Annotated in this window: 18 protein-coding genes; 15 read left to right on the top strand and 3 right to left on the bottom strand. The window is 60.6% G+C overall.

The annotated features are described in order from the left end of the window. Window positions 1-92 precede the first annotated feature (92 nt). The 8 genes from LPQ25_RS20050 (at window position 93) to LPQ25_RS20085 (ending at window position 9,912) form a co-directional block, all read left to right on the top strand. Window positions 93-914, top strand: coding sequence for a shikimate dehydrogenase family protein (locus LPQ25_RS20050; RefSeq protein WP_004178747.1), 822 nt, complete (start codon window positions 93-95; stop codon window positions 912-914). Next, on the top strand, window positions 911-2,587 hold the full coding sequence (locus LPQ25_RS20055; protein ID WP_012737501.1) for an FAD-dependent oxidoreductase: 1,677 nt from the start codon (window positions 911-913) through the stop codon (window positions 2,585-2,587). Before LPQ25_RS20050 ends, LPQ25_RS20055 begins: the two co-directional genes overlap by 4 nt. Window positions 2,588-2,600: 13 nt before the next feature. Beyond that, window positions 2,601-2,921 (top strand): NIPSNAP family protein, encoded by a 321-nt coding sequence (locus tag LPQ25_RS20060; protein ID WP_012737500.1) that lies wholly within the window; start codon window positions 2,601-2,603, stop codon window positions 2,919-2,921. Window positions 2,922-2,931: 10 nt separating this feature from the next. Then, entirely contained in the window at window positions 2,932-4,629 is a 1,698-nt protein-coding gene (locus tag LPQ25_RS20065) for an FAD-dependent oxidoreductase (RefSeq protein ID WP_012737499.1), read from the top strand. Between the two features lie 57 nt (window positions 4,630-4,686). Beyond that, a complete protein-coding gene (locus tag LPQ25_RS20070; protein WP_002891476.1) occupies window positions 4,687-5,505 on the top strand; it encodes a sugar phosphate isomerase/epimerase family protein in 819 nt (272 codons plus the stop codon). A 10-nt stretch (window positions 5,506-5,515) separates the two neighbouring features. Then, window positions 5,516-6,880, top strand: a complete 1,365-nt coding sequence (locus tag LPQ25_RS20075) for an MFS transporter (protein ID WP_014907979.1) — start codon at window positions 5,516-5,518, stop codon at window positions 6,878-6,880. Between the two features lie 331 nt (window positions 6,881-7,211). Next, entirely contained in the window at window positions 7,212-8,390 is a 1,179-nt protein-coding gene (locus LPQ25_RS20080; protein ID WP_012737497.1) for a Gfo/Idh/MocA family protein, read from the top strand. 157 nt (window positions 8,391-8,547) lie between these two features. Further along, the gene (locus LPQ25_RS20085; protein WP_004144660.1) at window positions 8,548-9,912 is read left to right on the top strand and encodes an MFS transporter; all 1,365 of its coding nucleotides are present in this window, start codon (window positions 8,548-8,550) and stop codon (window positions 9,910-9,912) included. A 43-nt stretch (window positions 9,913-9,955) separates the two neighbouring features. Here LPQ25_RS20085 and LPQ25_RS20090 read toward each other — a convergent pair whose 3' ends face one another. Continuing rightward, entirely contained in the window at window positions 9,956-10,447 is a 492-nt protein-coding gene (locus LPQ25_RS20090; RefSeq protein WP_002891465.1) for a YajQ family cyclic di-GMP-binding protein, read from the bottom strand. A gap of 191 nt (window positions 10,448-10,638) precedes the next feature. Here LPQ25_RS20090 and panE point away from each other — a divergent pair, with 191 nt between their 5' ends. The 3 genes from panE to LPQ25_RS20105 are packed head-to-tail and all read left to right on the top strand — an operon-like array spanning window position 10,639 to window position 12,633. Further along, window positions 10,639-11,550, top strand: coding sequence for a 2-dehydropantoate 2-reductase (panE, locus tag LPQ25_RS20095; RefSeq protein ID WP_004191719.1), 912 nt, complete (start codon window positions 10,639-10,641; stop codon window positions 11,548-11,550). After that, window positions 11,513-12,106, top strand: coding sequence for a protein deglycase YajL (gene yajL / locus LPQ25_RS20100; protein ID WP_002891460.1), 594 nt, complete (start codon window positions 11,513-11,515; stop codon window positions 12,104-12,106). Before panE ends, yajL begins: the two co-directional genes overlap by 38 nt. A 50-nt stretch (window positions 12,107-12,156) precedes the next feature. Next, window positions 12,157-12,633 (top strand): SRPBCC family protein, encoded by a 477-nt coding sequence (locus LPQ25_RS20105; RefSeq protein ID WP_012737495.1) that lies wholly within the window; start codon window positions 12,157-12,159, stop codon window positions 12,631-12,633. A gap of 66 nt (window positions 12,634-12,699) precedes the next feature. Here LPQ25_RS20105 and thiI read toward each other — a convergent pair whose 3' ends face one another. Continuing rightward, complete coding sequence (gene thiI, locus LPQ25_RS20110; protein ID WP_004151340.1) at window positions 12,700-14,148, bottom strand: tRNA uracil 4-sulfurtransferase ThiI; 1,449 nt, start codon at window positions 14,146-14,148, stop codon at window positions 12,700-12,702. Window positions 14,149-14,329: 181 nt separating this feature from the next. Between thiI and xseB the strand changes: the two genes are divergently transcribed. Genes xseB through LPQ25_RS20130 form a run of 4 tightly spaced genes read left to right on the top strand, consistent with a single transcriptional unit; the run spans window position 14,330 to window position 18,388 of the window. Continuing rightward, window positions 14,330-14,572 carry an exodeoxyribonuclease VII small subunit gene (gene xseB, locus LPQ25_RS20115; protein WP_002891398.1) on the top strand — a complete coding sequence of 81 codons (243 nt, stop codon included), beginning with the start codon at window positions 14,330-14,332 and terminating at the stop codon, window positions 14,570-14,572. After that, the gene (gene ispA, locus LPQ25_RS20120) at window positions 14,573-15,472 is read left to right on the top strand and encodes a (2E,6E)-farnesyl diphosphate synthase (protein ID WP_004144656.1); all 900 of its coding nucleotides are present in this window, start codon (window positions 14,573-14,575) and stop codon (window positions 15,470-15,472) included. An 18-nt stretch (window positions 15,473-15,490) separates the two neighbouring features. Then, a complete protein-coding gene (gene dxs, locus LPQ25_RS20125; protein WP_004144655.1) occupies window positions 15,491-17,353 on the top strand; it encodes a 1-deoxy-D-xylulose-5-phosphate synthase in 1,863 nt (620 codons plus the stop codon). A 60-nt stretch (window positions 17,354-17,413) separates the two neighbouring features. Further along, a complete protein-coding gene (locus LPQ25_RS20130; RefSeq protein WP_004147313.1) occupies window positions 17,414-18,388 on the top strand; it encodes an aldo/keto reductase in 975 nt (324 codons plus the stop codon). A gap of 45 nt (window positions 18,389-18,433) precedes the next feature. Here the strand turns inward: LPQ25_RS20130 and pgpA are convergent, their stop codons facing one another. Further along, window positions 18,434-18,901 (bottom strand): phosphatidylglycerophosphatase A, encoded by a 468-nt coding sequence (pgpA, locus tag LPQ25_RS20135; RefSeq protein WP_004204830.1) that lies wholly within the window; start codon window positions 18,899-18,901, stop codon window positions 18,434-18,436. Between the last annotated feature and the right edge of the window lie 7 nt (window positions 18,902-18,908).

Consider the following 18,908-nt stretch of genomic DNA (forward strand, 5'->3'; position numbering starts at 1 on the left):
GATTAACAACCGACATGTCCGAATTCTGCGTTGTCGCTCCCAGCTTCCACTGAAATACTTTCACAACATTCATTTAACAAATGAGGTTTGAAATGGTCAGTGGAACTACCCAGGTTGTCGCCGTGATTGGTCATCCGATCGCCCAGGTGAAATCACCGGATAACTTCAACCGCTACTTTGCCGAACAGCACATGGACAGCGTCATGATCCCGGTGGATATCGTCCCGGACGCGGTGGCCGCCTACCTCAACGCCCTGCGCGGCTGGCAGAACATGACCGGAGTGCTGGTGACGGTGCCGCATAAACAACGCGCCGCCGCGCTGGTCGACGACCTCACGCCGCGCGCCCGCCGACTCAACGCCGTCAATGTGATCCGCAAGCTGGCGGATGGCCGCCTGCAGGGCGATATGCTGGACGGCGTCGGCTTTCAGCTCGCCGCCGAGGCGCAGGGTTTTCAGCCGGCAGGTAAGCAGGCGCTGCTCTCCGGTTGCGGCGGCGTCGGCAGCGCCATCGCCTGGGGACTGTGCGAGGCGGGGATCCGTCGGCTGGCCCTACACGATCAAACCCCGGCCACCCGGCAGCGCCTGCATGACCTTCTGGCTGAGGCCTTTCCGGCGGTGCAACTGAGCGCGCTGCCAGACACCCTTTACGGCCTCGATCTACTGGTTAATGGCTCACCGGCCGGCATGGCCGGATTTGATGAGCTGCCTCTACCGCAGGCGCTGCTGGATACGCTCGACAGCACCACTCATGTGGCCGACGTTGTCACCGCCCCGGTAATGACGCCGTTGCTCACTTTCGCCGCCGCCCGTGGTTGCAAAGTACAGACCGGGCCGGAAATGGCGCTGGCGCAGATGAGGCTGATGGGCCAGTTTATCGGCGCCATCCCGCAGGCGCAGGGAGCGGCGGCATGAAGAGCTGGGATGTGATCGTCATCGGCAGCGGCGCGGCCGGTTTTGCCGCCGCGGTCACCGCCTGCTGTAAAGGGCTGTCGGTGCTGATGCTGGAGAAAGCCGGCCAGTTCGGCGGCACCTCGGCCATCTCCGGCGGCGCCGTGTGGCTGCACGATACCGACCAGGCGCGCGCCGAGGGCAAAAGCGGTAGCGCCGAGGCGATGAAAACCTACCTGCGAACCATTATCGGCGAGGGCCAGTACCGAGAAGATCTTGCCGAAGCGTTTGTCAGCGCCGGGCGGGAGGCGCTGGCCTTTCTCGAGCGTGAGGGGGCAGTAAAGTACAGCCTGCGTCCGCTCTCGCCCGATTACTATCCGGATGAACCCGGCGCAGTCGACGTCGGTCGTGCGCTGGAGGTGGTGGAGTATGACGGTCGTGAACTGGGGGACGCGTTTCGCGACCTGCGTTCACCGCCGCCGGGGATGCTGCTGTTTGGCGGGATGATGGTCAACCGCGTCGATATTCAACATTTTCTCGACATGCGCCGCTCGCTGCGCTCCCTGGCCCATTGCACCCGGCTGCTGCTGCGCTATGCCCGCGACCGGGTGAAGTACCCTCGCGGTACCCGCCTGGCGATGGGCAATGCGCTGATAGCCCGCATGGCGACAACGGCGCTGCGTAAAGGCATGAACCTGCGGCTGAATGTTAATGTTCTGGCGCTGTGCGAAGCGCAAGGCGCGGTCCACGGGGTGGAGATTGAGTATCAGGGGCAAAGAGAGACGCTGCACGCCCGGCGCGGGGTGGTGCTGGCCGCAGGCGGCTTCGCCGCGGGCGCGCTGGCGGCGCGCTATCGGCCGCACACCCGCGAGCATTTCACCATGTCGCCGCCGGCCAACGATGGCGCCGCGCTGCGTCTCGCGGCGGCGCTTAACGCTCGCGAGGGAGCCGATCGGCCATCCAATTTTTTCTGGGCGCCGGTATCGGTGCTGACCCGGACCGACGGCAGCGAGGAGCGCTTCCCCCATCTGGTAACCGATCGCGCAAAACCGGGCGTGATTGCCGTCAATCAGCGGGCGGTACGCTTCGTCAACGAGTCCAGCTCCTATCACCATTTCGCCAGCGCAATGCAGGATGCAGCGGAAAATGCCCCCTGTTTTTTACTCTGCGACGCCCAGGCGATGAAGCGTTATGGCCTCGGACTGGCGCGCCCGGCGCCGGTCAATAATGACGCCCTGGTCGCCGCTGGCTATCTGCACAAAGCCGATACCCTGGCCGCGCTGGCGCAACAGCTTGGTCTGGATGCCCAAACCCTGAGCAAAACGGTAGCCCGCTACAACCGCGACGCCGCGCAGGGCGTGGATCGGGAATTTGCTAAAGGCGGCAACAGCTATAACCGGGCGATGGGCGATCCGGGCCATCAGCCTGACGCCTGTAATGCCCCCCTGCTCAGCGCGCCGTTCTATGCCATCAAACTTTATACCGGCGATCTGGGGACCTCACGGGGCCTGGTCACCACCGCCGATGCCCAGGTCGTCAATACCGAAGGACACCCCATCCCGGGGCTGTACGCGGTGGGAAACGACATGGATTCGCTGATGGCCGGCACCTATCCGGGCCCCGGCATCACCCTCGGCCCGGGGCTGACGTTTGGCTATCTCGCCGCCTGCCATCTGGCACAACACTCCACCCACTAATCAGGAAAACATCATGATCTACGAAAAACGCACGTACACCATCAATCCGCTGAAAATGGCCGACTGGCTGGCGCTGTACCAAAGCGATGCCCTGGCGGTGCAAACCGACCATCTCGGCCAGCTAATCGGCTTCTTTTTTACCGAGATCGGCGTGGTCAATCAGGTAGTGCACATCTGGGCTTATGAAAGCCTGGACGATCGTCTGGTGCGCCGCGCGCGGATGGTCCAGGACGAACGCTGGCAGACCTTCTCGCGTAAAAATCGCGAACTGGCCGCCGTGGAACGCCTCGAGTCGGTGCTGATGCGCCCCACCGCTTTTTCACCTCTGCAGTAAGGAGTCCAACATGAGCGGGCCTGTGAAGGTGGATGTGCTGGTGGTCGGCTCCGGCGCCGCGGGGCTCTCTGCCGCGGTGACTGCGGCGATGCACGGCGCCAGCGTCATGGTGGCGGAGAAAGCGTCAGTGCTCGGCGGAACCAGCGCCTGGTCCGGCGGCTGGCTGTGGATCCCCCGCAACCCGCTGGCGCGGGCGGAGGGCATCGACGAAGCAGCCGACGCGCCGCTGACCTATCTGCAGCATGAGATGGGGGGCGAAGCCGCCGATATTCGTCTGCAAACCTTCCTGCGTTACGGGCCGGAGATGGTGGAATTTTTCCATCAGCGGACGGCGGTGCAGTTTCTCTCGGGCAGCGCCATGCCGGACTTTCACCCGTCGCCGGGTGCGGCGAACGGTGGGCGGTCGGTCACCGCGCAACCCTACGATGGCCGCCTGCTCGGCGACTGGCTCCATCGCCTGCGTCCGCCGCTGGAAACCATTAGCCTGGGCGGGATGGGCATCGCCGGCGGCGCGGATATGGCGCATTTTTTCAATGCCACCCGCTCGCCGCGCTCCGCGCTGTATGCTGCCCGCCGCCTGCTGCGCCACGGCTGGCAGCGGCTACGCGCCGGACGGGGGCAGCATCTGGTCAATGGCAATGCGCTGGTCGCCCGTCTGCTGCGATCCGCCCTCGACGCCGGCGTGCGTTTTCAGCTCAATGCCCCGGTGGTCCGGCTGCTGCAGGGTCCGCCGGGCGTGTCCGGCGCGGTGTTGCGCAGCGACGGCGGGGAGATTCACGTCGAAGCTGGCGCCGTGGTGCTGGCCTGCGGCGGTTTTCCCCACGATCGCCAGCGGCTGGCGCAGGTGGTGCCCCACGCGGCGGAGGGTTACGGCCATTTCTCCGCCGCACCGCCGGACAATCAGGGCGAGGGGATCAGGCTTGGCGAATCCGTCGGCGGCCAGTTCAACACTTCCCTGCGCCACCCGCTGGCCTGGGCGCCGGTGTCCCGCGTCACTCTGGCCAGCGGCCAGCAGCTAATGTTTCCTCATCTGGTGGAGCGCGCCAAACCCGGGGTGATCGCCGTTCTGCCCAACGGCAAACGTTTTGTTAACGAGGCCGACTCTTATCATGACTTTATCGCCGCCCTGCTGGCGGCCACACCCGCGGGCGACACGCCACAGGCGTGGCTGCTGGCCGATCGTCGTACGCTGCGTCGCTACGGCCTGGGCCACGCCAGACCGTTCCCGTTCCCCCCCACCGCCTGGCTGCGTACCGGCTATCTGCAGCGAGGAAACACCCTGGCGGAGCTGGCGAAGCAGTGCGCTATCGACGCCAATGCGCTGGCGGAAACCGTTGAACGCTTTAACCACTTCGCCAGCGCTGGCGAAGACGTCGATTTTCACCGCGGGGCATCAGCCTATAACCGCGCCCAGGGTGACCATCAGGTGACGCTCGGACCGCTGCGCGAAGGGCCGTTCTACGCGGTGCGCATTCTGCCCGGCTCGCTGGGCACCTTCAGCGGATTGCAAACCGACGAACACGCCCGGGTGCTGGATGAACAGCAGCAGCCGATACCGGGTCTGTACGCCATCGGCAACGACATGTCGAGCGTGATGCGCGGCTATTACCCCAGCGGAGGGATCACCCTCGGGCCCGCCATGACCTTCGGCTATCTGGTGGGTAAAAACCTGGCAAAAAAAACAAATATAAACAATAACATAGTTTGATTTCCACGAATGGATGCACCCTAACTCTCTTCACCTGCAACTGTACCGGAGCCCTTTATGAACAAGCGTACCCTATCGCTCGCCGCGCTGACCCTGCTCGATGTCCCTCCCCCCGAACAGGTGCGGATTGCGGCCAGAACCGGTTTTACCCACGTTGGGCTGCGACTGCTCCCCGCCACACCGACCGACCCGGACTACGACATGCTGGGCGATACCCCGGCCGTCCGGGCGACGCTCGCCGCGTTGATGGAAACTGGCATCCGCGTGTCGGACGTGGAGATCGTCCGCCTGACCCCCGGGTTTACCCTCGACGATCGGCTGCAGCGTTTTATGGAGACCGCCGCGCGTCTTGGCGCCGGACAGGTGTTAGTCGCCGGCAATGATGACAACCTTCAGCGCAGCGCTGACAACCTCGCCATCCTCGCCGCGGCCGGTCGTCCATTTGGGCTGACCATGAATCTTGAGCCGATGCCCTGGACCCAGTTGCGCAACATCGCCGCAGCGCAAGCACTAATCGCCGCCAGCGGGCGGGAAGACATCGGCATTCTGGTGGACGCTCTCCATTTCTGGCGCGCGGGAGAATCGCTCGCCGCCCTCTCCAGCCTGCCCGCGCATCATCTCAACTATATGCAACTCTGCGATGGCGCGGCGCAGAGGCCGGAGAGCGAGCAGGAACTTATCCGCCAGGCCCGCTCGGCGCGCAACGTGCCGGGGGAAGGCGGTCTGGATCTGCATGGTCTGATGTCGGCCCTGCCGGCGACGCTGCCGGTCTCTCTCGAAGTGCCGCTTGACGGCGAGCAAGGCGCCCTGCCGCCTCTTCAGCGGGCGCAGTTACTGTTCGATGCCGCGCAGCCCTACCTGCGCGCCTGCGCATAAGGAATACGCTATGACACAGACTCAACGCCTGGATGTCAGAGAGTTAATAAATCGTAACCCGCTGAGCCGATTTCAGAAGCTGATTATATTTCTCGGCTTTTGCGTCATCGCTCTCGATGGTTTTGATATCGCGATCATGGGCTTTATCGCCCCGACGCTAAAGCTGGAATGGGGGGTAAGCAACCACCAGCTGGGTCTGGTGATCAGCGCCGCGCTGATCGGCCTCGCGCTGGGGGCGATTTTCTCCGGCCCGCTCGCCGACTGGCTGGGACGTAAGAAAATCATCATCAACAGCGTTTTCTTCTTCGGTTTCTGGACCATCGCCACCGCCTTCTCGCACAACGTAGAACAGATGATGTTCTTTCGCTTTATGACTGGCCTCGGGCTGGGCGCCGCGATGCCGAATATCGGGACGCTGGTGTCGGAATACGCCCCGGAACGCCAGCGTTCATTTATTATCACCGTCATCTTTTGCGGCTTCACCTTCGGCGCGGCGGCGGGAGGATTTTCGGCATCGTGGCTGATCCCCCAGTTTGGCTGGCACTCGCTGATGGCGCTCGGCGGTATTCTGCCGCTGCTGTTTGCCCCCCTGCTCATCTGGCTGCTGCCGGAATCGGTTCGTTTTCTGGTGATCAAACAAGCGCCCGCGGCGCGCATACGCGCCATTCTTAACCGTCTCTATCCCGGACAAATCAGCGACAATGTGACGTTTATCCTGCCGGCGCAGCCAGCGGCCGGCAACGCGATGCGCATTGTCCTCTCCCGCCAGTACGGTTTCGGCTCGCTGATGCTATGGCTGGTCTACTTTATGGGGCTGTTCCTGGTCTATATCCTCGGCAGCTGGCTGCCAACGCTGGTTAAAGCGGTAGGAATGACCGTTAGCCAGGCGGCCATCATGACGGCGATCTACCAGGCGGGCGGCACCCTCGGCTCGTTGTTTGCCGGCTGGCTGATGGACAGGATCAACCCCCATCGCGCGCTGGGGATAATCTACGCCGTTGGCGGCCTGTTCACCATGGCGATGGGCTACGCCGCGGGCAGCTTTGCCTTGCTCTGTATGCTGGCGTTTATCAGCGGCGCCTGCCTGAACGGCGCCAATACCGGCATGAACGCCCTCTCCGCCCGCTACTACCCTACACAGGCGCGGGCGACGGGCTCCAGCTGGATGCACGGCGTCGGGCGCATCGGCGCCATTCTCAGCGCCTTTGCCGGCGCCGAGATGATGGCGCTCAACCTGCCCTTTGAAAGCGTCTTTTTGATCCTCGGCATCCCGGCAGCCCTCACCGTCGCAGGCCTGGCGGCGAAGGGCATCTTTGCGGCCGGTCATCCTGCCGTCGCTTCAACTTCCCCCGCGTCTGTGCGCGGAGCGTCATAGCGGCATCTGGTTCCCGGTGCAATCGGCGGATTGCACCGCCTTCAGCAGCTAATAAAGAAAATTTATTTCATATTTTTTTGAAACGAAAAAACGCCCGCAACAATCTGGACGACTCCGGCAGGCGATATCCCGCCCTCACCTTTTCAACCAAGCGCAAAAGAAACTATCGCTAATTCGATCCCCCTCGCATATATGGAAAATAAATTCCACAACACAATTGAAACAGAACAAACATTTCCTTAAGTTGAAGTCAGTCTATCCGGATGCGCGTTGCCGCAGGCGTCGGCATTGAGCGCCTCAGAGTGCAAATGATTTCAAAAAGGAGAGCACCATGTTAAACGGCCTGAAACCCTTATCCCGTTCCCTGCGCTGGGGCATGGTCGGCGGCGGGGGAACCAGTCAGATCGGCTACAGCCACCGCTGTGCGGCGCTGCGTGACAATGTTTATACCCTGCTGGCCGGCGCGCTTGACGTCGATGCCGAGCGCGGGCGCGCGTTCGGTGAGCAACTGGGCATCGCGCCGGAGCGCTCCTACGCCGACTACCAGACCCTGTTTCGCGAAGAGGCGCAGCGCCCTGACGGGATCGAGGTCGTCTCGGTCACCACCCCGAACAATACCCATTTCGCCATTACCAAAGCGGCGCTGGAGGCGGGACTCCACGTTATCTGCGAAAAGCCCCTCTGCTTTACCGCCGAAGAGGCGCGCGAGCTGGTGGATCTGAGCAAAAAACAGAACAAAATCGTCGGCGTCACCTACGGCTATGCCGGCTATCAGATGATCCAGCAGGCGCGGCAGATGATTGCCGATGGACTGCTCGGCGAGATCCGCATCGTTAACATGCAATTCGCCCACGGCTTCCATAACCAGGCCGTCGAGCTGCAGGCAGAATCCACCCGCTGGCGAGTAACGCCGAAGTTTGCCGGGCCCAGCTATGTGCTTGGCGATCTGGCCACCCATCCGCTGTTTGTCGCCGAGACCATGGCGCCGCAGCTCAATATCAAACGGCTGATGTGCTCCCGTCAGAGCTTTGTTCCCTCCCGCGCGCCGCTGGAAGATAACGCCTTTGTCCTGATGGAATATGACAACGGCGCGGTTGGCTCGATGTGGACCAGCGCGGTCAACAGCGGCGCCATGCACTCGCAAAAAGTGCGCATCGTCGGCGAAAAAGCAAGCATCGAATGGTGGGATGAGCATCCTAACCAGCTCAGCTATGAGGTGCAGGGCGAGCCGGCGCGCATTCTGGAACGTGGGATGCCCTACCTGTCGCCGAACGCGCTGGCGGATGACCGCATTGGCGGCGGCCATCCGGAAGGGCTGTTCGAAGCCTGGGCCAACCTCTATCGCCGCTATGCGCAGGCGATTGACGCCACGGACCGCGACGATCGCGCCTTCCTGCAAGACTTCTGGTATCCGGACGTCGAAGCCGGGCTGCACGGCGTCTATTGGGTAGAGCAGTGCGTCAAATCGGCTGACGCTGGCAGCCAGTGGGTTGACTTTACTTTACCTTAATTTTCCCCCTCGCCAGTGGAGTCCCCTCCACTGGTTTATTGATTTTTACCAACTTGTCGCATCGCGCAACAGCCCCGTAATATCTGTTAAACAAACATTTATTTACGCTTCTTACCCCCGCCGCTACACTAGGCGCAGTTTTTATATTGAGGTGGTAATGAACGATAACAAAATGACGCCAGGGGAACTGCGCGCGACCTGGGGTTTGGGGACAGTATTCTCCCTGCGCATGCTTGGCATGTTTATGGTCCTGCCGGTTCTGACCACGTATGGCATGGCGTTGCAGGGTGCCAGTGAAGCGCTGATTGGCCTGGCGATCGGTATCTACGGCCTGGCGCAGGCGGTGTTCCAGATCCCCTTCGGACTGTTATCTGACCGTATTGGCCGTAAGCCATTGATCGTCGGCGGCCTGCTTATCTTCGTGCTCGGCAGCGTCATCGCCGCGCTCACCGACTCCATCTGGGGCATCATTCTTGGCCGCGCCCTGCAGGGCTCCGGCGCCATCGCCGCCGCGGTTATGGCCCTGCTGTCCGATCTCACCCGCGAACAGAACCGCACCAAAGCGATGGCCTTTATCGGCGTCAGCTTCGGCGTCACCTTCGCCATCGCCATGGTGCTGGGGCCGATTGTCACCCACCAGCTGGGTCTGCACGCGCTGTTCTGGATGATCGCCATCCTGGCGACCGTCGGCATCCTGCTCACCCTGTGGGTGGTGCCCAACAGCCATAACCATGTCCTTAACCGCGAATCCGGGATGGTGAAGGGCTGCTTTAGCAAGGTGCTGGCGGAGCCGCGCCTGCTGAAGCTTAACTTTGGCATCATGTGCCTGCACATTATGCTGATGTCCACTTTTGTCGCCCTGCCCGGACAACTGGAGGCCGCCGGCTTCCCGGCCGCCGAGCACTGGAAGATTTACCTGGTCACCATGGTTATCTCGTTCATCTCGGTGGTGCCGTTTATCATCTACGCCGAAGTGAAGCGCAAGATGAAGCGCGTCTTCCTGCTCTGCGTCGCCATCCTGCTGATTGCGGAAATTGTCCTCTGGGGCGCCGGAGGCTACTTCTGGGAGCTGGTGGCGGGCGTTCAGCTCTTCTTCCTGGCGTTTAACCTGCTGGAAGCGCTGTTGCCGTCGCTAATTAGCAAGGAGTCTCCGGCGGGCTACAAAGGCACCGCGATGGGCGTCTACTCCACCAGCCAGTTTCTCGGCGTGGCGATTGGCGGCGCGCTTGGCGGCTGGGTCGATGGTTTCTTTGATTCGCAAACCGTGTTTCTGCTGGGCGCCCTGCTGGCGATGCTGTGGCTGCTGGTGGCCAGCACCATGAGCGAGCCGCCGTACGTCAGCAGCCTGCGGGTGGAGGTGCCGGACGGCGTGGTGGTCGACAGCGCGCTGCAGGCGCGTCTGCTGAGCGCCAGCGGGGTTCATCAGGCGCTGGTGGTACCCGAGGAGCGTTCGGTGTATATCAAAATCGACAGCAAGGTCACCAACCGCTTCGAGATAGAGCAGCTCATCAAAGGAGTATAAAAAAAGCGGGGAATTCCCCGCTTTTTGCTGTCTGCCCGCCGCCTTAGTCGCGGAAGTTTTTGAACTGGAACGGCTGTCCCAGATCGCCACCGCGCACCAGCGCCATCACCGACTGCAGATCGTCGCGGGACTTACCGGTCACGCGGATCTCTTCACCCTGAATCTGGGCCTGCACTTTCAGCTTGCTGTCTTTGATCAGTTTAACGATCTTCTTCTGCACCGCGCTTTCAATGCCTTGCTTCAGCTTCGCTTCAACAAACCAGGTTTTACCGCTGTGCACGATATCTTCCGGTACGTCGAGGGAGGTGCCTTCAATACCGCGCTTGAGCAGCTTGGCGCGCAGGATATCCAGCAGCTGGTTCACCTGGAAGTCAGACTCGCTCAGCACTTTAATGGTCTTGTTGGCGTCGTTTAATTCAAAAGTGGCTTCAACGCCACGAAAATCAAAACGCGACTCGACTTCGCGGCTCGCGTTGTCCACCGCGTTACGGGCTTCCTGAAGATCAACTTCAGAGACAATATCGAAAGATGGCATCTTTTCCTCTCCTTCCGTTTCTTTTGCGTTGCATAATACCTGCAACGCGGCATAACTCAACTTGTTATCCCGGAAGCTTAGCTGATTACGCAACGCTCGCGCTATTTTCCCCGTGATGTCCGACGATGCGAAAAGCGACGAGATAGACTTTAGCCATCAGCGCCTGGGATAGCGGCAGATGAGGAGGAACAATGAAAGTAACCGTACTGGGATGCGGTGCGCTGGGACAACTATGGCTGACCGCGTTGTACAAACAGGGACATGAAGTCCAGGGCTGGCTGCGCGTACCGCAGCCATTCTGTAGCGTCAACGTCATTGAAACCGATGGCTCAGTGTTCAACGAATCGCTGACGGCCAACGACCCCGATTTTCTCGCCAGCAGCGAGCTGCTGATCGTCACCTTAAAGGCCTGGCAGGTGTCGAATGCGGTAAAGCACCTGGCCGGGATCCTGCCGGACACCACGCCAATTGTGCTGATTCATAACGGCATGGGCACCGTCGAGGAGCTGCGCGGCGTGAAACAGCCGTTGCTGCTGGCCTCCACGACCCAGGCGGCGCGGCGCGATGGGAATGTCATCATCCACGTTGCCCAGGGCACCACGCATATCGGACCGGCAAAAAGCTACGAGGGGGACTACAGCTATCTCGCAGAAGTTCTGCAGAGCGTGCTGCCGGATGTCGCCTGGCATAACAATATCCACTCGGCCATCTGGCGCAAGCTGGCGGTTAACTGCGTGATTAACCCTCTGACCGCGCTCAAAGGGTGTAAAAACGGCGATCTGCGCGACTATACGCAGGAAGTTGCGGCCATTTGTCGCGAGGTGGCGGCGGTGATGGAGCGCGAAGGTATTCATACCTCGGCGGAAAACCTGCTATTTTATGTCGAACAGGTAATTGAAAGTACGGCAGAAAATATCTCTTCCATGCTGCAGGACGTTCGCGCCCAGCGGCATACAGAGATCGACTACATCACCGGTTTTCTGCTCAACCGCGCCCGCGCCCACGGCGTCGCCGTACCGGAAAACGCCCGCTTATTTGAATTGATCAAGCGTAAGGAGAATGAATATGAGCGCGTCGGCACTGATTTGCCTCGCCCCTGGTAGCGAAGAGACCGAAGCGGTCACCACTATCGACCTGCTGGTCCGCGGCGGAGTAAAGGTGACCACCGCCAGCGTCGCCAGCGACGGCAGCCTGACCATCGTCTGTTCGCGCGGCGTCAAACTGCTGGCGGATGCGCCGCTGGTCGAGGTGGCCGATGGTGATTTCGATATCATCGTCCTCCCGGGCGGTATCAAGGGCGCAGAGTGCTTCCGCGACAGCACGCTACTGGTGGAAACCGTCCGCCAGTTTCATCTCTCTGGGCGCATTGTGGCCGCCATCTGCGCCGCCCCGGCGACCGTGCTGGTACCCCATAATCTGTTCCCGATCGGCAACATGACCGGTTTTCCGGCGCTGAAGGAACATATCCCCGCCGAGCAGTGGCAGGATAAAAGAGTGGTCTGGGATCCGCGGGTGAATCTGTTAACCAGCCAGGGTCCGGGGACTTCGATTGATTTCGCCCTGAAAATGATCGATCTGCTGGTGGGGCGCGAGAAAGCGTATGAGGTCGCCTCACAGCTGGTGATGGCCGCTGGCATCTATAATTACTACGAAGCCTGATAGCCGGTCCGCGCCGCGGGCTGGCTCCCCTTTTCCTGAGGAGTCGCAGCATGTCCCGGAGCGCAACCGATTCTCGCGATCTTGTAATCAGCCGCCTGCTCAGCGCGCCCGCCCCAGCCCTGTGGCGCGCGTGGGCCGACCCGGCATTACTCCGAACCTGGTGGTGCCCGAAGCCCTGGCAAACCGAGGTTCTGGCCTTTGATTTTCGCGCCGGCGGGGCCTTTCACACCGTGATGCACGGGCCTGACGGTGAACGCAGCGATAACCCCGGCTGTTTTCTTGAGGTTATCCCGCAACAAAAAATCGTCATGACCTCGATGCTGACGGCGGATTATCGCCCCGCCGTTTCCCCCTTCGCGATGACGACCATCATCAACTTTGCCGATGAACAGGGCGGGTGTCGCTATACGGCTACGGTGCTGCATGCCGATGATGAAACCCGCGAGCAGCATGAGCAGATGGGATTTTTCGAGGGCTGGAATATCGTCATCGATCAGCTCAATGACCTGGCGCTGACCCTGCGCTAATATACTCCCCTGCCAATAGTAAAAAGGCCTTCCATCAGGGAAGGCCTTTTGCATCATAACAACCTGTTACGGGCGATACACTTTCACGTTGCTGAAGCCCTGCTCGCGCAAATAAAGCGCCTGCAGACGGCTCATCACCCCGCGCTCGCACCACAGCAGCCAGGTTTTGCTCTGATCGAGATCGCCAAATTTGGTGCTTAGCTTGTAGAACGGCAGGGAAACAACCTCAACCCCCTCGACCTTCAGCGGCTTGTCTTCCTGCTCGTCGATGGAGCGAATGTCGAGGATCGCGTCGTTGGCGCCAAAGCCGGTCACGGTTTCCACTTCCACCACCGTCTCTTCCGTCTGCTGGGCGATCTCGCGGATATCGATATTGCTCGCCTCTTCTACCACTTTATCAAGGATGCTGAAATCGAAGTGTTCTTCTTCCGCTTCAATCTTCGCCTTCACCGCCTTCACGGTCGGGCTCTTGGAGATCACGCCGCAATATTCCGGCATGGTGCGGGCGAAATCTTCCGTGCCGATCTCACGCGCCAGGTCGATGATGTGCTCTTTATCGTGCGAAATCAGCGGGCGCAGGATCAGAGTATCGGAGACATTATCGATCAGGCGCAGGTTAGTGAGGGTCTGACTGGAGACCTGGCCGAGCGCTTCGCCGGTGACCAGCGCCTGCACGCCATAGCGTTCCGCGACTTTTGACGCGGCGCGGACCATCATGCGCTTGAGCACGACGCCCATCTGGCCGTCGTCCACTTTTTCAAGGATTTCGCCGACTACCGGCTCAAAGTTAATCGCCACAAAGCGAACGCGGTGTGAGCTGCCGAAGCGGTTCCACAGATAATGCGCAACCTGGCGGACGCCAATCTCATGGGCGGCGCCGCCAAGGTTAAAGAAGCAGTAATGAACGCGGCAGCCGCGGCGCATCAGCATGTAGCTGGAGACGCCGGAGTCAAAGCCGCCGGAGATCAGCGACAGCACATCTTCCTGGGTGCCGATCGGGAAACCGCCGATGCCTTCATAGCGGCCTTTCACCAGCAGCAGGCGATCGTTTTCAATCTCGAGATTGACAGTGACGTCCGGGTCGGTCAGCTTCACGCGCGCCGTTTCAATATGCTGATTCAGACCGCCGCCGACGTAACGTTCCACTTCAATTGAGGTGAATTCATGTTTGCCGCGACGCTTCACTCGCACGCAGAAGGTTTTGCCTTCCAGCGCCTCGCGCCACAGCGGCAGCGTCTGCTCGAAAATATCGTGCAGCGAGGTGAACGGCACGTCTTCGACTTCCAGAATATGGTGGATGCCGGGGATACGGGTCAGCGCATCGCGAATAGCCGGGCGCTGATTTTCATCTTTCGCGCGAACTTCGATATGATCCCAATGACGGACGACGGCCAGCGTCTCATCATAGTTTTTGAGAACGTTACGAATGTTCCCGGTTAAGATTTTAATGAAGCGCAACCGCACAGATTGGCTTTTGATGGTGATTTCCGGGAACAATTTAATGATAAACTTCATAGCGACAATAGTTCGTTGGCAAGCCCGACGGGGCTATAAGCAAAAGTTGTAAAGCAGCGCACACCGGTGCCTGCATCCTGGGCGCGGAGTATATCACCATTGCGCGTTATTTGCTTACACGCGTGACTTCGTTACCATACCCGGTATTGCCGTCGCGACATAACAAGAGTCTACATTCACTATGCCAAAGAAAAATGAGGCCCCGGCCAGCTTTGAAACTGCTCTGGGCGAACTGGAGCAGATCGTTAACCGTCTGGAAAGCGGCGATTTGCCGTTAGAGGAAGCGCTAAGCGAATTTGAGCGCGGCGTACAGCTGGCGCGCCAGGGGCAAAGTCAGCTGCAGAAGGCCGAACAGCGCGTGCAGATCCTGCTGGCGGATAGTGAAGATTCCCCGACCACGCCTTTTACGCCGGACGCTGAATAAATGGATTTCCCGCAACAATTGCAGGCCTGTGTGGAACAGGCAAACGAAGCGCTGCGCCGTTTCATCGCCCCGCAGCCCTTTCAGAACACTCCGCTGGTGGAAGCGATGCATTATGGCGCATTGTTAGGCGGTAAACGCCTGCGTCCCTTCCTTGTCTACGCCACCGGCGAGATGTTCGGCGTGTGCCGTACCACGCTGGATGCTCCTGCCGCGGCGGTCGAATGCATTCATGCCTACTCCCTGATGCATGATGATTTGCCGGCGATGGATGATGACGATCTGCGCCGCGGCCTGCCGACCTGCCATATTAAATTTGGCGAAGCCAACGCAATTCTTGCGGGAGATGCCCTGCAAACGCTGGCGTTCTCTATACTGAGTGATGCGCCGATGGTCGACGTTCCTGACCGGGACCGGCTGGCGATGGTTTCCGAACTGGCGCAGGCCAGCGGCGTGGCGGGCATGTGCGGCGGCCAGGCGCTGGATCTGCAGGCCGAGGGACAGCAGGTTGATTTACAGGCGCTGGAGCGTATCCATCGCCATAAAACGGGCGCCCTGATCCGCGCCGCCGTCCGGATGGGAGCCCTGAGCGCCGGCGAACGCGGCCGCGCTGCCCTGCCCGCGCTGGATCGCTATGCGGAAAATATCGGTCTTGCCTTCCAGGTCCAGGATGACATTCTCGACGTGGTAGGGGATACTGCGACCCTTGGCAAACGTCAGGGTGCCGACCAGCAATTGGGTAAAAGCACCTATCCCGCCCTCCTGGGTCTTGAGCAAGCCCGGAAGAAAGCGCACGACCTGATCGCTGATGCCCGCCGGTCGTTAGATGAGCTGGCCGCACAATCTCTGGATACTTCGGCACTGGAAGCGCTCGCGAATTACATTATTCAGCGCGATAAATAAACAAAAAATGAGTCTCTGATGAGTTTTGATATTGCCAAATACCCGACCCTGGCGCTGGTAGATTCCACCCAGGAGTTGCGCCTGTTGCCAAAAGAGAGCCTGCCGAAGCTATGTGATGAGCTGCGGCGCTATCTGCTGGACAGCGTCAGCCGTTCCAGCGGTCACTTTGCCTCTGGCCTCGGCACGGTGGAACTGACCGTGGCGCTGCACTACGTGTATAACACGCCGTTCGATCGCCTGATCTGGGACGTCGGCCATCAGGCCTACCCGCATAAAATTCTGACCGGTCGCCGGGACAAAATCGGCACCATTCGTCAGAAAGGCGGCCTGCATCCCTTCCCGTGGCGCGGTGAAAGCGAGTATGACGTGCTGAGCGTCGGTCACTCCTCCACTTCCATTTCCGCGGGTATCGGGGTGGCTATCGCCGCCGCGAAAGAGGATAAGCAGCGGCGCGCGGTGTGCGTCATTGGCGACGGGGCGATCACCGCCGGCATGGCGTTTGAGGCGATGAACCACGCCGGGGATATCAAACCCGACCTGCTGGTGGTGCTGAATGACAATGAAATGTCGATTTCCGAGAACGTCGGCGCGCTGAACAATCATCTGGCGCAGCTGCTCTCCGGTAAGCTCTACTCCACCCTGCGCGAAGGGGGCAAAAAGGTCTTCTCCGGGGTGCCGCCGATTAAAGAGCTGCTTAAGCGTACCGAAGAGCATATCAAAGGGATGGTGGTGCCGGGCACGCTGTTTGAAGAGCTGGGCTTTAACTACATTGGCCCGGTGGATGGCCATGACGTGCTCGGTCTGGTCAGCACGCTGAAGAACATGCGCGACCTGAAAGGCCCGCAGTTCCTGCATATTATGACCAAAAAAGGCCGCGGCTATGAGCCCGCCGAGAAAGACCCGATCACCTTCCATGCGGTGCCAAAATTCGACCATACCAGCGGCGTACTGCCCAAAAGCAGCGGCGGCCTCCCTTCCTACTCGAAAATCTTCGGCGACTGGCTGTGTGAAACGGCGGCCAAAGACAACAAGCTGATGGCGATCACGCCGGCGATGCGCGAAGGTTCAGGGATGGTGGAGTTTTCGAAGAAATTCCCCGATCGGTACTTTGACGTCGCCATTGCCGAGCAGCATGCGGTCACCTTCGCCGCCGGGCTGGCGATTGGCGACTACAAGCCGGTGGTGGCGATCTACTCCACCTTCCTGCAGCGAGCCTACGATCAGGTGATCCACGATGTGGCTATCCAGAAGCTGCCGGTGCTGTTTGCTATCGACCGCGCCGGGATCGTCGGCGCAGACGGCCAGACGCATCAGGGAGCGTTCGATCTCTCCTTCCTGCGCTGCATTCCGGATATGGTGGTAATGACCCCGAGCGATGAAAATGAATGTCGCCAGATGCTGTACACCGGCTACCACTACAGCGACGGCCCCTGCGCGGTGCGCTATCCGCGCGGTAGCGGCACCGGCGCGACGCTCGAGCCGCTGGCATCGCTGCCGATCGGCAAAGGGGTGGTGAAACGTCAGGGCGAGAAAATAGCGATCCTCAACTTTGGCACCCTGCTGCCGGAAGCCGCGGCGGTAGCGGACAAACTCAACGCCACCCTGGTGGATATGCGCTTTGTGAAGCCGCTGGATACCGCGCTGATCCTCCAGCTGGCCGGCGAGCACGACGCGCTGGTGACGCTGGAAGAGAACGCCATCATGGGCGGCGCCGGCAGCGGCGTGAACGAAGTGCTGATGGCCCATCGCCGGGCGGTACCGGTGCTCAATATTGGCCTGCCGGATTATTTTATTCCTCAGGGCACTCAGGAAGAGATCCGCGCCGACCTCGGCCTTGATGCCGCCGGTATTGAAGCCAAAATCCGCGACTGGCTGGCATAATTGCCCCTTCCGCTCCTGCTATGCTTAAGGGATACCCTTGATGAATAGCAGGAGCGCACTATGCACTATATCCCCCTCGGTGATACTGCCTTACGTGTTTCCCGACTCTGCCTCGGCTGCATGACCTTCGGCGAGCCGGACCGCGGCAGACACGCCTGGACGCTTCCGGAAGAGAGCAGCCGCCCGCTTATCCAGCACGCCATTGAAGGCGGCATCAACTTCTTCGATACCGCAAATAGCTACTCCGACGGCAGCAGCGAAGAGATCGTTGGCCGCGCCCTGCGCGACTTTGCCCGCCGTGACGAGGTGGTTGTCGCCACCAAGGTGTATCACCAGGTCGGCGATCTGGCGGAAGGACTTTCCCGGGCGCAGATCCTGCGCTCCATCGACGACAGCCTGCGCCGTCTCGGGATGGACTATGTCGACCTGCTGCAGATCCACCGCTGGGACTATACCACCCCGATTGAAGAGACGCTCGAAGCGCTGGACGAGGTGGTGAAAGCCGGCAAAGCGCGCTATATCGGCGCCTCGTCCATGCATGCCCGACAGTTTGCCCAGGCGCTGGCGCTCCAGCAGCAGAACGGCTGGGCGCGCTTCGTCACCATGCAGGATCACTACAACCTGATTTACCGGGAAGAAGAGAATGAGATGCTGCCCCTGTGCCAACGTAACGGCGTAGCGGTGATCCCATGGAGTCCGCTGGCGCGCGGCAGGCTAACCCGCCCCTGGGGTGAGACCACCGCCCGGCTGGTCTCAGATGAGTTCGGCAAATCGCTGTACAGCGCCAGTGAAGAAAACGATGCGCAGATCGCCGGGAATCTCGCGGACGTGGCGGAAGAACTCGACGCCAGCCGCGCCCAGGTCGCCCTCGCCTGGCTGTTAAGCAAACCCGGCGTCGCCGCGCCGATTATCGGCCCGTCGCGTCAGGAACAGCTCGATGATCTGCTGCAGGCGGTGGATTTGACGCTCTCCCCGGAACAGATCGACAAGCTGGAGGCGCCGTATCAGCCGCATCCGGTGGTGGGATTTAAGTGAAGGGCGTGGTTTCCCCGGCAGCGTAGCGTTGCCGGGGAGAGGCGGTTAAAGCAGACCGATGGGCCAGTGATGGCCAATGACGTACAGCACGCCGGCGGAGATCACGCCGGCGACGATGTCGTCGACCATAATCCCCATTCCGCCGTGGATATTGCGATCAAACCAGCGAATTGGCCACGGCTTCCACATATCGAAGATACGGAAAATCACGAAGCCGGCGGCCACCCACTGCCAGTCCAGGGTCGGCAGCGCCATCAGGGTGATCCACATCCCGACGAACTCGTCCCAGACGATGCTGCCGTGGTCATGGGTGCCCATATCTTTGGCCGTGCGATGGCACAGATAGACGCCGATACAGATGCTCATCATCACCACCAGCGAGTAAAGCTGCCAGGGGAGAAAGGTCATCAGATACCAGAACGGGATCGCCGCCAGCGAGCCCATCGTCCCCGGCACCACCGGGCTTAAGCCGCTGCCAAAGCCGGTCGCCAGCAGATGCCACGGATTACGCATACTCAGG

The organism is Klebsiella sp. KPN54798 (assembly GCF_021184225.1).
GTDB lineage: Bacteria > Pseudomonadota > Gammaproteobacteria > Enterobacterales > Enterobacteriaceae > Klebsiella > Klebsiella pneumoniae.

Coding starts and splice junctions, on each gene's coding strand:
- pgpA (WP_004204830.1), bottom strand. CDS start 18,901: ATGCGTAATCCGTGGCATCTGCTGGCGACCGGCTTTGGCAGCGGCTTA.
- yajL (WP_002891460.1), top strand. CDS start 11,513: ATGAGCGCGTCGGCACTGATTTGCCTCGCCCCTGGTAGCGAAGAGACC.
- LPQ25_RS20090 (WP_002891465.1), bottom strand. CDS start 10,447: ATGCCATCTTTCGATATTGTCTCTGAAGTTGATCTTCAGGAAGCCCGT.
- LPQ25_RS20055 (WP_012737501.1), top strand. CDS start 911: ATGAAGAGCTGGGATGTGATCGTCATCGGCAGCGGCGCGGCCGGTTTT.
- panE (WP_004191719.1), top strand. CDS start 10,639: ATGAAAGTAACCGTACTGGGATGCGGTGCGCTGGGACAACTATGGCTG.
- LPQ25_RS20070 (WP_002891476.1), top strand. CDS start 4,687: ATGAACAAGCGTACCCTATCGCTCGCCGCGCTGACCCTGCTCGATGTC.
- LPQ25_RS20075 (WP_014907979.1), top strand. CDS start 5,516: ATGACACAGACTCAACGCCTGGATGTCAGAGAGTTAATAAATCGTAAC.
- LPQ25_RS20105 (WP_012737495.1), top strand. CDS start 12,157: ATGTCCCGGAGCGCAACCGATTCTCGCGATCTTGTAATCAGCCGCCTG.
- LPQ25_RS20065 (WP_012737499.1), top strand. CDS start 2,932: ATGAGCGGGCCTGTGAAGGTGGATGTGCTGGTGGTCGGCTCCGGCGCC.
- ispA (WP_004144656.1), top strand. CDS start 14,573: ATGGATTTCCCGCAACAATTGCAGGCCTGTGTGGAACAGGCAAACGAA.
- LPQ25_RS20085 (WP_004144660.1), top strand. CDS start 8,548: ATGAACGATAACAAAATGACGCCAGGGGAACTGCGCGCGACCTGGGGT.
- dxs (WP_004144655.1), top strand. CDS start 15,491: ATGAGTTTTGATATTGCCAAATACCCGACCCTGGCGCTGGTAGATTCC.
- LPQ25_RS20080 (WP_012737497.1), top strand. CDS start 7,212: ATGTTAAACGGCCTGAAACCCTTATCCCGTTCCCTGCGCTGGGGCATG.
- LPQ25_RS20060 (WP_012737500.1), top strand. CDS start 2,601: ATGATCTACGAAAAACGCACGTACACCATCAATCCGCTGAAAATGGCC.
- xseB (WP_002891398.1), top strand. CDS start 14,330: ATGCCAAAGAAAAATGAGGCCCCGGCCAGCTTTGAAACTGCTCTGGGC.
- thiI (WP_004151340.1), bottom strand. CDS start 14,148: ATGAAGTTTATCATTAAATTGTTCCCGGAAATCACCATCAAAAGCCAA.
- LPQ25_RS20130 (WP_004147313.1), top strand. CDS start 17,414: ATGCACTATATCCCCCTCGGTGATACTGCCTTACGTGTTTCCCGACTC.
- LPQ25_RS20050 (WP_004178747.1), top strand. CDS start 93: ATGGTCAGTGGAACTACCCAGGTTGTCGCCGTGATTGGTCATCCGATC.